This window comes from Candidatus Woesearchaeota archaeon (assembly GCA_016188115.1).
Lineage (GTDB): Archaea > Nanobdellota > Nanobdellia > Woesearchaeales > GW2011-AR9 > JACPIK01.
In genome coordinates this window covers 76,944-89,456 of record JACPIK010000002.1, presented here as the reverse complement: position 1 = coordinate 89,456, position 12,513 = coordinate 76,944, and the positions used below count along the sequence as shown (strand labels likewise).

The following is a 12,513-nucleotide window of genomic DNA, read 5'->3' as shown; positions in this document are numbered from 1 at the left end:
TGTTAAAATTTCATTTGCGAGGAAAATTGATATCCAACGAGATAGGTTGATGCAACCTGAATATGTCTAGCCAATTCAAAAAAATAAGGAAGAAATTGATTGTCAAATCCTTTATTCTTTACGAGAAAAGTTTGTATTTGACTATATACATCCCAGCGTAGATTGTCAAGTTCATTGAGTTTCGATAGATCTTTTTTGTAAAAAACATCATAGAGAAGTGTAACACCCAGATTAGTTCTCGTTATAACATCCATAAAGATTTTAGGTTCATTAATGAAGGGTTTATGATTTCTTTTTTTATCACACACATCTTTGTAAAAATAGTAATATGTATGGGCTAATACTGAAAATTTAGCAATGAAAGTGAAGAGAAAATAGGATTGTTCTTTTCCACCATAACTTACACCCAGAATGGTTCTGCGTGTAAAATTAGTGAAGCTATCGATTGTTTCTTTGAATTTAGTAATCGTCTCAAGATTAGTAAAAGAATTTGAAGATATGTCTTGATAAACCAGTTCAGCCATTTGCTTTGTGATAAGAAAGACTTTACGTAAAATAATATCGGTTTTATCGGTAGATGGTTCAGCAATATTCTCAATTATCATTTTAGTCTGATTCTCTTCAACAACTTCAAATCCGAGAAGATTTGTGCTAGTAAAATCGTTGATGAACTGCCGCTGTGCTTTTGTAGGATGGTGCAACGTGAAGCGAACATAGCCTGTACGATAGGCATTATTAAGCAAGTGCATCAAAGAACGCTTGGAATAGGATGACACATCCATTTCAAGAGCTTTTTCACTTTTATGAATCTGGGAAAGAGAAACTGTCAGACCTTTTTCAAAAGATTCGACATTGACCTCATCTCCTGCTTTAACATTATTTTCTCTCACCCACGCAGAAGGCAGCGACATAACTAATGAAGAGTTACCCATGCGTGAGACAGTGCGTTTCATGGATTAGTAGAAAGAAAGCCTATTTTTAAATTTTTGCTAAAATACGTATGATACGTATTATACTACCTAAAGATACTTATTTTACTTCTTTGTCACTTACAAGTAATATCTTGGCCGTTTTAGAAAAACAACGAGAAACAGAAACAATGAGAAAAATAGATTAGAGAGGAAAGATCATGAAAAATACCATCACACCACCTATATTCGCTGCCCTTGCTATGCTTTCTGCTAGTTGTGCAGAATACCATTCTTTTCATGAGGAAGACGATAATTCTGCAGCTAATGGAGAAGTCCCCATAGATGTAGGTTCATTTCCTTGTTATGTACCTCTGCGTAACCCCCCTAGTCCAAATTTTTATTTTGAAGGAACTACTAATGAAGGATATGGCAAGACCAAAGAAGAACGAACTAATTGGAAACATAACCAAGGCGTTAACCCTTATGAACAAGTAAACTGCGTTGTTACAAACCCTATCGCTAGAGAATACGATGCGAACTTCACCTACACCGGCAATACTCTTGATCTTTCGGATACACAACAACTTGATAGACCAGAGGTAATAGGAATCTCTTGGTTCTTGGACTCTCTTAAACCTGAAGATTTTGCGGAGAAAAAAGGTTACAACAACCCAGCAGTAGGATACCCTCAGCCAACAGCAGGAATTTATGGGGATACCCTTGTTGCACATGTAGGAAATTGTTACTTTGAAAGTGCAGGTGTTCGTCTTGGAAACGTACAAGATAATGGCGGCTGGATTTTTGCACCAAACCGAGAAGAAGGGAAATTAGGCAGAGTAATGCCAATTATGTCACCCCAGCAAAATCAAACTGCAATTCGCACTAACGCAGGTTTTCCTGATATTTCAGATTGTTTCTCACAGACTACAAGAGAATAAAGACTACAAGGAAATAGAGACACCACCATGAAACATATAACCACCCTAACTACTATTACTGCATTAACTTTCTTGGCATCTGCGTGTACTGATTCAACTACTATTTCACCTCACCCACAAGTACTAGATCAAGGAAATCAAAGACCTTATGTGGAAGATGCTTGGAAAGGACCATTACCATATTACATCGATATGGGCAAGGAAGGAAACCCTTGTTCCGAACCTAGTGTTCGTTGTGTAGACAGTGGGACATTAGATTTCGCTATTTTAGATGCTGCACTTGACCAAAACGTTTTGTTACAAGATGCTTTCATCCCACAAGAAAGAGATGCCGGTCTCGTAGATGTGAATTCTAGGGATGTAAATTCCAGACCAGATAGTACGGGAATTGAAGAATGTATTGAAGGGCAAGAGGTAAATTCACCAGCAGTCAATTGTGCTTTAGGTATTGCAATTAACAATGAAAGAGGATACTTTGTACCAGGAAGAATAAGAGCGCAATATTTACTTCCCCTCGACTTACAAGACGATATACCTGCGGGCAGTGAATATAAGACGACCACTATTTGTGAGATTGAGGGACCAACGGCGCATGAGATAGAGTTTAGAGGACGAGGATATGAGACTACCGGACAAACAATTGATTTGAGAGATGGCGCCCTACTAGCCCAATTATACCATAGATTTGGAGCACCTGCCGTCTTAATTCGACCCACAACAGAGATAGAAGAGACAATTTGCTACCCACAATCTTTTGTAAAAATTGGTGAGTGCATGATCGAAGTTGGGCATGGAGCACCACGAGCCACAACAGTAGGATGGGGTGGAGATCCGCTTAGTTCTATAGTGGCAGTTGGTCCTGATCGACGAGAATGGTATGAAGGCAGAGCTCCCGATTTGCCGTTTTGTTATACGACCATACAAGAATAAGAGATATTACCATGAAACATATAACCACCCTAACTACTATTACTGCATTAACTTTCTTGGCATCTGCGTGTACTGATTCAACTACTATTTCACCTCACCCACAAGCACCAGATCAAGGAGATCAAAGACCTTATGTTGAAGATGCTTGGAAAGGACCATTACCATATTACATTGATATGGGCAAGGAAGGAAATCCTTGTTCTGAACCCAGTGTTCGTTGCGTTGATGCAGGATTAGATTCTGCATTTCATCCAGATATGTTAATAAAAGACGCCCTTAATTCACAAGAAACTGATGTAGCTCTTGCTGATGCAAACCTCAGACCAGATACTTCTGGAATTGAGGAATGTGTCGAAGGACGAAACGTAAACTCACCGGCAGTTAATTGCGCACTTGCAGTTGGACTAGAAGGAAATCAAGGTTATTTTGCGCCGGGAAAGATAATTTCACTCTATTCGTTGTCACCCAACTTTCGCATACCTAGTGATGATTATCGAACCATCACTATCTGTGAACTTGAAGGATCTACGGCATATAAAGTACAGTTTCTACCCGGACAAGGTCACGTGGGTGGGTATGAGTTTACTGGAGAAACTATTGATTTACGAAATGGAGTTCAACTAGCCCAAGCATACACCGGCCGATTTGATGCGCCTGCCGCATTGATACAACCAGCTCTTGGTATAGAAGAGACAATTTGCTACCCACAATCTTTTGTAAAAGTAGGAGGTTGCATGATTGAAGTTGGTAATGGCGGAGCACGGGCACGTACCTGGGGCGGCGAACGATATGGAAACTATTTTATCACTGCAGTTGCGCCAGATCCCCAAGTATGGCGAGAAGGGCAAGCACCTGATTTACCATTTTGTTATACAACAATTCAAGAACAACAATAAGAAATGAGATAAAAAATTGGGAGACCAAGATTAATCTTGAGTCAAAACAATTATGATGACGAAATTACTATGAGACCAACAACTTTGTACTTTGCCTTAGCAAGTTTGCTGATGACAGGATGTAGCGATGATAAACCACGTTACGAACCAATGTATTCTTCCGCAGCAAGACCTGAAACGAGAGTTGTTGCACCAGAAATTCGTTGTTATAGTGAAGGTAAAGATCAGACAAACACGAAAAGCAAAGGAAAGTTACAGTTACGATTTTCAAAAAACATGCCCCTACTTAGCCCTAGAGATAGAGCAGATTTAGAAAAGTATGTCGAAAAACTTGAATTTAAAACACAAAAGGTATATGTTGCGTTTCCACCAGCATACCGCACTCAAGCTGAATGTGCGGTTGCAGAGTTAGATAGGATGGGAAAAGAACGATTCCAAATTTCTCGAGCTCTTACTGTTGAATCAATAGAAAATACACAATACAAAGGTGTGATTATTTCTTCAACAATTCCAAATGCAGTGGCAGCTAAATATAAAAAAAGAACAGAAGATAAGTTCGGCGGGGACATGCAAAGAAATACGCAAACAACCAAACCAACAAGATCCCATTCTGGCCAAATAGCAATCCAAGATCATCCCTCAGGAGAGAGTAAATTTTATGAGCTCATTAAAGGAGATAAACCAGTTGTAGTTGATTTCTATGCCACCTGGTGTGGACCATGTAAATCTCTTGGGAAAGATCTAGAGGACATGAAGCGAGAGTACGCAGGTCAAGCTGAATTTTTAAAAGTTAATGTTGATTCACAAAAATCACTTACGGCAAAAGTTGCTCCTGAACACCAAGGAGATACCAGTCTTAAACTCCCCACAGTTCTTATTTACCAAAGAGGCACGTTGATGAGTCGTATTAAAGGATATAATCCGAATGAAATTCGACGAACATTAGATTCACTTCTCTAAATTTCTTTTTCCCTAAATTTCTGTTTTCAATATTCTTACCAACTTTGGTCCTTCGAAAATAAATGGAGTATATATCTGGATGCCAACAACGTTTCCGATGGAAATTCGTTCTTTGGCTTTGTCGATTGAGTTGATTCCGCCGCAAGCAATGACGTTTGCTTGGGAAAAATGTTCCACCAGAAGCCGTTGGGTTGCAAGAGATTGTTGATACACGGCATTACCACTTGCACCGCCTTTTCCAGGGGAAGGTTGAATATAGTTTGGATCATGCCGAGTAGTGGTGTTAGCAATAGTGAAACGATTGATCGGATATTGAGTTGCCACAGCAATTAACTCTTTCATACCATTATCATCAAGATCTGGCGAAATTTTAAGATCAAGTTCTTGATAGGGATGTTTTGCTTTGGTTACGGTTTGAAGCATACTGACAAGTTGTTCTTGGTATTCCTTGCGTGCATCCATGCCCCCACCAGACCCATGAGTATTAGGACAAGAAATGTTGAGTTCGAAGCGATCAACCCCGTGAAGATCTCGAGTTGTTTTGATAGTGAAAGCAAGGTCGTTGAGGAGATCTTCTCCTTTTTTACCCGGTGTAGACATAAGATTGATAGTTATAGGTACCCCATGAGCACCAAATTTTGCCATATTTTGGGCGACTTTGGCTGCCCCAACACCCGGAAGACCCTGCCAGTTGACCATGGAACCAGTTTGAGGAAATCTTATTATGCTGGGACGAGGGTTGCCTGCCCATGGATCGGCAGTAACCGTACCAACAACAACTCGATCGAATCCAATATACTTGAGAGTTTGGGGCGGGATCTGCCCATTTTTGTTAAAGCCGGCGGCGTTTGAAAGTTCTATTTTAGAAGAGGGGCTTTTGTAATAGAAGATCAGTCTGTCCAGATGAAGTGTGTGAAGAACGCGAATGTTAGTGATGAACCATTCATGAGCTTTGTAAGGGTCTTCTTTAGATAATAAAAATATAATAGGTTTGACTAAAGAGTACGCTGATTCAGAACAAAGGCAGATGAGTTTCATTTAAGATTGCTCATTTTTTTTAGAATTATAAAGATTTAGGAATTGTTACTTGATAAAACCACAATATCTATTTTTGAGAATAGCCATCTAACCATAAATAATTTTTGAAAAAAAAAAAAAAAATCTTGCCCAGTGTTTTAGGGGGGTGGTGTACTAGAAGAAACAGCGTGGGCAAGATTTGGAGGAAAAAAATAAAATTAAAAAAAACCTGCAACGCAGGCGCCTAGCTGTTCTTAAACTAATTCAAGTCCAAGTTCGCGGCTTAATGATTGAGCGCGTTTTTGGGATTTGTGTTGGTCTACTTTGCCAAGGATCCATGGGCTATTAACACCAGTGATAATGGTCATAACAGTCAATTTACCTTTCATTTCGTCAGCAACACGTGCTCCCCAGATAACGTTAGCATCATCATCAAGGCTCTCGGTTACAAGCTCACCAATTCGGCTTACTTCATCAAGAGTCATGTCAGGGCCACCGGTGATGTGGATAAGTGCACCAGTTGCGCCTTCATAGTTGATGTCAAGTAATGGGTTGGAAAGAGCGCCTTTAACAGCTTCTTCAACGCGGTTGTTGGTATCGGAGCTTCCTACACCAATAGCTGCTACGCCACCGTTAGACATGATTGCTTTAACGTCTGCGTAATCCAGGTTAACTAAGCTTGGAACTGCAATGGTCTCAACAATACCTTTAATCATGGTAGCGATGAGTTCATTTGCAACTGCGAAAGCTTGTTGGATTGGCAAGTTACCAGCAATTTGAACAAGGCGGTTGTTATCAATTACAATAACAGTATCAGATACTTGGCGAAGTTGTTGAAGACCAAATTCTGCTTTGTCGCATCGAGCACGCTCAATGTTAAAAGGCATCGTTACGGTTCCAATAACAATTGCACCAGTGTCTTTTGCTACTTGAGCTACTACTGGAGCTGCACCAGTACCAGTTCCTCCTCCCATCCCTGCGCAAACAAAGACCATATCTGATCCTTTCAAAGATTCTTTAATTTTCATCAAAGATTCTTGAGCTGCTTCAGCCCCTTTGCTTGGGAATCCGCCACAACCTAGACCGCGAGTACAATCTTTTCCGATAAGGAACTTTTTGTCTGCTCCGGTAATGTGAAGATGTTGGTGATCTGTGTTGATTGCGAGAATTTCTGCCCCTTTAATTCCTTTTTTATACAACCAGCCAACCATGTTGTTGCCTGCGCCACCCACGCCAATAACTTTAATATTAGCTTGGTTCATACTTTCAAATGTTTCTTCTTGCATATTTTCTAATGCGTTCTTTACGATAAAATCCATTTTTACACCACCTCAAGGTTTTTACGAAGAGGCTTGCTCTTCCCCCCTCTTTTGTTTTCTCGTGAATATGTATCTTTGAAGACACATATTTTGGAGTATGAAAAGATTTATATACTACCGGGATATCCTCTTCCTTGACCTAAGAACCTAACATCTAATTCAGACCAAGACCTAGCTTGTTAGAACCGACCAAACCAATTGTTGAAAACGACCACATGTGGAGATTATGGGGACCAGCCATAAACTCTTTTAACTTCTTTTTGTGATCTTAAACTTTTATATCGACCTGAGTCACAGTATAAAGTAACTTTTATTTAAACTTTTACAACCACTTAGAGATAGGTACAAAATTAATGGTGTTCTTCAGATTGGTGTTTATCGTCGTGAGAATGCTCTTCTTTTTTGATCCCTAATTTATCTTTTGTTTTTTCTAAAATTGCAGAAATCCCTGCTTCGAGAGCTTCTTTTGCATGCCCCGTTTTGCGTGCTAAGATCACAGCAGTATCGTTCATGTACTTGTGAACATCCCGAAATTTACCTCGCCAACGGTTAATGTATACTACTGTTTCGAGTGGATATTTTGCAGGTTTGGGAGGAATCTCGCGAGCATATCCTATAGGAATGATGATTTGTGGACGAACTTCAGCAGGCACACCTAGTAATGAACGCACTGCATCTTCATCAAACGCGCCAATCCATGCAGATCCTAAGCCCATTCCGGTTGCGGCTAAGAGGATATTTTGCGCAGCAGCAGCACAGTTTTGAATCGCATATAAGCGATCACCTCTTACGCCGTAATAGCGTTCTGCTTTCTCTGTTTCTGAGACAATAACTATAACATAGGGCGCTACTGCAAGATCATATTGCTCATAACAGGCTTGAGCCAATCCTTGTTTTCTGCCTGAATCCATAACAACAATAAACTTCCAGTTTTGTATATTTCCGCTACTGGGTGCATGACGTGCAGCATCAAGGATACGAGAAATTTTATCCCACGAAACGTACTTTGGAAGAAAATATTTGACAGTTCGTCGGTACTTGATGATATCCACAATGTCATGTAACTGCGGGATTGGATCATCTTCCTGAAGTGTCTCGCTCATGTTCAAATTTGGAAAGAAAAATACCTATTTAAATGCTATCTTTCCATTTTTGGAATCTGCTTCTTTTTTTGGAATGTATTTTCAAAAATGAAAAACAATATAAATGTGAAGAGATTTATGAACCTGTGGTCAAAAAAGAGATGCTTGCATATTTGATAGATGACAAGAAGGCAGCCATACTTCGACTTCTTTTGAACAGTTCTGAAGAGTTATATCTTAAAGAAATTGCGGACCGAAGCGGCGTATCATTGACCTCAACCTATCGAACATTGCAAGACTTTGTTGGATTAGGGTTGGTAGGTCGAAGGGAATGGAAGACATCTAAAGTGTACCGCATGGAAGCAAATGACAAGACCGCATTTTTGAAAGAGTTGTTGCATGAAGAGTATGACGGAGTTCCGGATTTTGTTGATGCAGTGGGAGGGATGCAAGGAGTCGAAAGTGTCTTGTTACAAGGGGTGCGCAAGAAAGGCAAAGCGAACATTTTGATCATTGGACAAGGTATTGAAGGAGGACCAGTAGAAGAAATTGCCAAACGTATTAAGGACAAAGGATTCGATCTTTCCTTTTTGACCCTGACCCAGAATCAGTATGAACAGATGATGAAAATGGGATTATATGCTGGGGAGAAGGTTGTGTTGAAATAAAGATCTTTGAAACGCTACTTCTTATTGATTATTTTTTAGTTGAAATTCTATTTCCAGATTTTGTAGGAAAACAAGAATTACTTGAGGTTGAGCAAGATCAAGAAAACCCCCTTTTGACCCACACTCACATTGATTCGGTTTCTTGGAAGAAATAACCCTGAGCTGTTTTCACAATAAGTACATTGGCATGTTGCCATGGGACATTCTGTTAGAGTATCTTCTGTTAGAGCACCAGATTGATAAAAAAATTGATACAAAGAAAGAGAAAAAATCAAAGAAAAATTAGTTTAATTTCACATCTCGGCTGGTGCTGGCGATGACTTTGCCGGCTTTGTCAACCAAAGTTAAGTCAATACGAACAGTAGCAAGTTCGCCAACTTGAGCTTCGCTATAGGAAAATCCACCTTCTACAGCTAATGAAGGGCGAATCATTTTCCCAGAAGTAATACTGGCAATGTTTTCAGGGATAAGTATATCTTTGGTTCTTTTATCATATCCTTCCATGATCATTACCAATTTGTAAGGTATCACCGTACCTGGTTCTTGGTTAGCAATACTTACATCGAGACGATCTACTTTGCCCCAAGTGCCCATGGAAGTGCTTTTGACCATATCTAAAGTAAGAATTACTTTGTTAGAATATTTTGTAACTACAACTTCTGGCTCTTCTTGCTTTTCTTGAGCTTTTACTTCTTCTTTTACAGGAACAACTGCAGGTTCTTCAACCGTTTCGGTTACAGGAGGAGTTGCTTCTGCTACCACAGGAACTGTTTCGAGAGGAGCAACTTCAACAGGGGCAGTTTGAACTGCAGGTTCTTCTTGAATACTTGCGCCAGTTAACGAACTTGAAGAATCAAATGGCGAGAAGCACCAACGAGCCATGGAAGGATCCGTTGAACTACACGCTGCCGTTGACATCCAACTTCCTACCAGAAAAACGCTGACAAGTAACACTATACCTACGATGCGTTTGAAGCTACGCCAAGGGTTATACTTCACCGTCATGGTTCGATCGCGAGTTAAAAAATTGCCTTTGGGTTTTTCCGGTTCGATTTTACCACCAAACCGAGAGTTCACGCCAAAAATATCATTTCTATCACTTGAAGGGGGAACATATGCCATTTTATAATATTGATAGAATGAGCCCTACAAAGAATACCAGAAATCCAACACCAAACACAATGTACCCTGCTTTTTCAGGATTTGGTAACGTAGGAAAAACACGCAACCGTTGTCCAACGAATGCAGTAGCTGCATTAATGTTTTGTTGAAACATTGAGAACTGATCTGCTAGACTCATTCCCTCACCTCTTTTTTTATAATCTTTTGGAATGAGAAGAGGTATAAAAAAGTATTGGTAGTGGAGAAGTGAGATAATGGATGAGAAAAAAGAAAACAAAAAGTTTATTTCTTAGAAGGATCGCTTTCAATAGCGTCAGGACCTTCTTTGGTCGCTTTAAGGTTGACTTGATGAATAATTTTCGTAATGCGTTCGCCACAGACAGTACGACGTCGAACGAGACCTTTTTGCTTCTGACCATTACGGTTAAGACCACTAAAACCTACGCCGCCATGCATGAGAATTTTTTTACGGGCTTCTTGAATGCCTTTACGCATAGGAAAACCGCATTTGTCAGAACCGCCGGTAACTTGAAACTCATATCCTGCAAAACCTAATTTATCACCAGAAATAGTTTCACCGATACGTAAATCGTGAAGAGCATCTGCATGTGCATCTTTAATTTCTTTTTGAACTGTTTTTCCGGATTGAAGTCCGATTACAACTTTATATTCTACCATTTTTCATTCTCCCCGAGACTTGGGACCTTAGCAGGTCGCATCCATTGATGGTCTCAGCAATATCAGACTGATTATGAAGATTATTTAAAAAGGTATGGGATATAAAGAACAAGAAGAACTATTTGGCAACAACTGACTCTAAACTTGCTAATTCACTAGAAAGAGTAGTGTGCTCAGCACGAAGTTGATCTAATTTTTTCTTTTGAAAGACATTAATTTGATTACGAGCAAGATCCCATTCTAATTGCCGAAGACGTTTTTCTAATTGGATGATTTGTTCTCGAAGTTGAGATATTCGCTCTGCTGACATAAAATCAACTTAAAGAAGAGACTATATAAATGTTTGGCAACTCTTTTCATACAGATGAATGAGCACACCCTCACCAAATTTGCGTATGCCGTCTTCTTTGTAGGGATAGCAGTATTGGCATTATATTCTCAAGAATTTGAGGTAGAGAGTGTTGCAACAATCGAGTCGCATCCCTCTTCCGAAATAGTACGAATGAAAGGGATTATTACACGACTCTCACCGCATGATAATGTGCTCTTTGCTGAGATTGAAGGACAACGCGTCGAAAAGACGGACGTTATCGTGTTTACTGCGGAAGAATTGTTTCTTAAAGAGGGACAGTTTGTTGAAATAGAAGGCAAAGTTGAAGAGTATAAAGGAAAGAAAGAGATTATTGCATCTAAGGTTGTGGTAAGATAGTGATGTATGCGTGTGGAGGAAGCCTCATTGTTGCTGTCGTTCCATTGCCGGTTTCACTTTGAACTGAAAAATTCCCACCGATTTGTTGAACTTCATCCCTAATAATCCCCATTCCTAAACCTGCCCCAAGACCATGCTGATTTTGCCCAGTTGGATTATCAGAGGTAGTTATACCTGAACGATAAATAAGATCGCTTAAAACAAAACCAGGATTAGGTGTTTGTTCTGCAGGAACATAACCGTGTTTTACAGCACGCTTCCATAAGTTGGTAGTATCAATGCCATTTCCCGTATCTCGAAGTTCAAGATGAGCATGACCATTATTATCATATACTACCCTCACATGAAGTTCAGTACTTTCTTTGCCCGTGGCTTGCGGAGAAGCATATTTAGCAACATTGCCAACCCAATTATTAAGAGCATCTACCACAGCAGGATTAGTAAGTGTGAGAAGAGGAGTTTGCGCACAATAATGAACACGAATACCCAATGTTGCCAATACTGTGGCTTGTTGAGTAAAATATTTACCGAGATTGACATGTTCTTCGGTTAAATCCAAACCAACTTTTCTTGCAACAGTAAGAATGTCATCTGATGCTTTTTCTAATCGAAGAATATGATTCTCAGAGTCTTCTAGACCTAAATGTTCAACGGTGCGAAGAAATGGCTCTACAATATTACCCCCATATGCTTCGATAAGAAGAAGTTCTTCGGGATTAAATTGACCGGCAGTGAGTAGCCCATAAATATGTTCGGCTTTGTCTTGAAGATTTTTTGCTGCTACGGCAATAATTTCTCGTGGCTGATACCCTTCTCTAACAAGTATATCTAGTGATTCACGAAAAGTAGGAGTATCAAATGAACCTACATCCGCAATGGTCGTATAAAGCATGCCTAAAGTAAGATTTAACTCTACATCAGAAAGATAATCATCAATGATAAATCCGGCAAAATTCGCAGTTGTACGTAAAGGGTTTTGGAGATCATGAGTGAATTTATGAACCAAATCACTACGTGGTGCCCATCGTGATAAACGACCCCCAGGTTGTAGAGCACTTAGAACATATAGAGGATTTTGTAATAGTGTGGTAATATCTTCCCGAGGAGCTAAAAGAATAGGTTGTGTGGGAAGCACAGGTTGATATTGTGTTATATCTCGACCTAAAAGATTAGTAGCAATACTTTGAGCAAGCCGTACTCTTTTTGCAGCTAGTTCTACTTGTGCTTCTGCGACAAACCGTGCAAATTGTGAAAGTTGAGTACTCATAGGAATGCTGGCAAGC

The 12,513-nt window shown here is 39.8% G+C and carries 15 protein-coding genes; 6 read left to right on the top strand and 9 right to left on the bottom strand.

The genetic code is table 11. The features are described 5' to 3' along the window. Positions 1–2: 2 nt before the first annotated feature. Positions 3–953, bottom strand: coding sequence for a phosphate uptake regulator PhoU (locus HYV86_00525; GenBank protein MBI2572323.1), 951 nt, complete (start codon positions 951–953; stop codon positions 3–5). Between the two features lie 176 nt (positions 954–1,129). Here HYV86_00525 and HYV86_00520 point away from each other — a divergent pair, with 176 nt between their 5' ends. The 4 genes from HYV86_00520 to HYV86_00505 are packed head-to-tail and all read left to right on the top strand — an operon-like array spanning position 1,130 to position 4,635. Further along, the gene (locus HYV86_00520; GenBank protein MBI2572322.1) at positions 1,130–1,849 is read left to right on the top strand and encodes a hypothetical protein; all 720 of its coding nucleotides are present in this window, start codon (positions 1,130–1,132) and stop codon (positions 1,847–1,849) included. Positions 1,850–1,876: 27 nt separating this feature from the next. Continuing rightward, positions 1,877–2,779 (top strand): hypothetical protein, encoded by a 903-nt coding sequence (locus tag HYV86_00515; GenBank protein ID MBI2572321.1) that lies wholly within the window; start codon positions 1,877–1,879, stop codon positions 2,777–2,779. Positions 2,780–2,790: 11 nt separating this feature from the next. Then, the gene (locus tag HYV86_00510; protein ID MBI2572320.1) at positions 2,791–3,675 is read left to right on the top strand and encodes a hypothetical protein; all 885 of its coding nucleotides are present in this window, start codon (positions 2,791–2,793) and stop codon (positions 3,673–3,675) included. A gap of 36 nt (positions 3,676–3,711) precedes the next feature. Beyond that, entirely contained in the window at positions 3,712–4,635 is a 924-nt protein-coding gene (locus HYV86_00505; protein ID MBI2572319.1) for a thioredoxin family protein, read from the top strand. 12 nt (positions 4,636–4,647) lie between these two features. Here the strand turns inward: HYV86_00505 and HYV86_00500 are convergent, their stop codons facing one another. The 3 genes from HYV86_00500 to HYV86_00490 form a co-directional block, all read right to left on the bottom strand. Then, on the bottom strand, positions 4,648–5,673 hold the full coding sequence (locus HYV86_00500) for a hypothetical protein (protein MBI2572318.1): 1,026 nt from the start codon (positions 5,671–5,673) through the stop codon (positions 4,648–4,650). Positions 5,674–5,906: 233 nt separating this feature from the next. After that, positions 5,907–6,971, bottom strand: coding sequence for a cell division protein FtsZ (ftsZ, locus tag HYV86_00495; GenBank protein MBI2572317.1), 1,065 nt, complete (start codon positions 6,969–6,971; stop codon positions 5,907–5,909). Between the two features lie 350 nt (positions 6,972–7,321). Next, positions 7,322–8,074, bottom strand: coding sequence for a nitroreductase family protein (locus HYV86_00490; GenBank protein ID MBI2572316.1), 753 nt, complete (start codon positions 8,072–8,074; stop codon positions 7,322–7,324). 125 nt (positions 8,075–8,199) lie between these two features. On the opposite strand from HYV86_00490, the gene HYV86_00485 reads away from it, so the two are divergent. Further along, positions 8,200–8,721, top strand: coding sequence for a helix-turn-helix domain-containing protein (locus HYV86_00485; protein ID MBI2572315.1), 522 nt, complete (start codon positions 8,200–8,202; stop codon positions 8,719–8,721). Positions 8,722–9,003: 282 nt separating this feature from the next. Here the strand turns inward: HYV86_00485 and HYV86_00480 are convergent, their stop codons facing one another. The 4 genes from HYV86_00480 to HYV86_00465 all read right to left on the bottom strand — a co-directional run bounded on the left by HYV86_00480 (position 9,004) and on the right by HYV86_00465 (position 10,831). Then, complete coding sequence (locus tag HYV86_00480; protein ID MBI2572314.1) at positions 9,004–9,843, bottom strand: hypothetical protein; 840 nt, start codon at positions 9,841–9,843, stop codon at positions 9,004–9,006. A gap of 1 nt (position 9,844) precedes the next feature. Then, entirely contained in the window at positions 9,845–10,021 is a 177-nt protein-coding gene (locus tag HYV86_00475; protein ID MBI2572313.1) for a hypothetical protein, read from the bottom strand. A gap of 104 nt (positions 10,022–10,125) precedes the next feature. Beyond that, positions 10,126–10,521, bottom strand: a complete 396-nt coding sequence (locus HYV86_00470; protein MBI2572312.1) for a 30S ribosomal protein S6e — start codon at positions 10,519–10,521, stop codon at positions 10,126–10,128. 118 nt (positions 10,522–10,639) lie between these two features. Further along, a complete protein-coding gene (locus HYV86_00465) occupies positions 10,640–10,831 on the bottom strand; it encodes a hypothetical protein (GenBank protein MBI2572311.1) in 192 nt (63 codons plus the stop codon). 54 nt (positions 10,832–10,885) lie between these two features. Here HYV86_00465 and HYV86_00460 point away from each other — a divergent pair, with 54 nt between their 5' ends. Then, a complete protein-coding gene (locus HYV86_00460; GenBank protein MBI2572310.1) occupies positions 10,886–11,230 on the top strand; it encodes a hypothetical protein in 345 nt (114 codons plus the stop codon). Here HYV86_00460 and HYV86_00455 read toward each other — a convergent pair. Then, entirely contained in the window at positions 11,211–12,497 is a 1,287-nt protein-coding gene (locus HYV86_00455) for a sensor histidine kinase (protein MBI2572309.1), read from the bottom strand. The genes HYV86_00460 and HYV86_00455 overlap by 20 nt on opposite strands. Between the last annotated feature and the right edge of the window lie 16 nt (positions 12,498–12,513).

What these genes read in the sequence shown, in the direction of transcription:
- HYV86_00525 (MBI2572323.1), bottom strand. Translation starts at nt 953, where the DNA reads ATGAAACGCACTGTCTCACGCATGGGTAACTCTTCATTAGTTATGTCG.
- HYV86_00520 (MBI2572322.1), top strand. Translation starts at nt 1,130, where the DNA reads ATGAAAAATACCATCACACCACCTATATTCGCTGCCCTTGCTATGCTT.
- HYV86_00515 (MBI2572321.1), top strand. Translation starts at nt 1,877, where the DNA reads ATGAAACATATAACCACCCTAACTACTATTACTGCATTAACTTTCTTG.
- HYV86_00510 (MBI2572320.1), top strand. Translation starts at nt 2,791, where the DNA reads ATGAAACATATAACCACCCTAACTACTATTACTGCATTAACTTTCTTG.
- HYV86_00500 (MBI2572318.1), bottom strand. Translation starts at nt 5,673, where the DNA reads ATGAAACTCATCTGCCTTTGTTCTGAATCAGCGTACTCTTTAGTCAAA.
- ftsZ (MBI2572317.1), bottom strand. Translation starts at nt 6,971, where the DNA reads ATGGATTTTATCGTAAAGAACGCATTAGAAAATATGCAAGAAGAAACA.
- HYV86_00490 (MBI2572316.1), bottom strand. Translation starts at nt 8,074, where the DNA reads ATGAGCGAGACACTTCAGGAAGATGATCCAATCCCGCAGTTACATGAC.
- HYV86_00480 (MBI2572314.1), bottom strand. Translation starts at nt 9,843, where the DNA reads ATGGCATATGTTCCCCCTTCAAGTGATAGAAATGATATTTTTGGCGTG.
- HYV86_00475 (MBI2572313.1), bottom strand. Translation starts at nt 10,021, where the DNA reads ATGAGTCTAGCAGATCAGTTCTCAATGTTTCAACAAAACATTAATGCA.
- HYV86_00470 (MBI2572312.1), bottom strand. Translation starts at nt 10,521, where the DNA reads ATGGTAGAATATAAAGTTGTAATCGGACTTCAATCCGGAAAAACAGTT.
- HYV86_00465 (MBI2572311.1), bottom strand. Translation starts at nt 10,831, where the DNA reads ATGTCAGCAGAGCGAATATCTCAACTTCGAGAACAAATCATCCAATTA.
- HYV86_00460 (MBI2572310.1), top strand. Translation starts at nt 10,886, where the DNA reads ATGAATGAGCACACCCTCACCAAATTTGCGTATGCCGTCTTCTTTGTA.
- HYV86_00455 (MBI2572309.1), bottom strand. Translation starts at nt 12,497, where the DNA reads ATGAGTACTCAACTTTCACAATTTGCACGGTTTGTCGCAGAAGCACAA.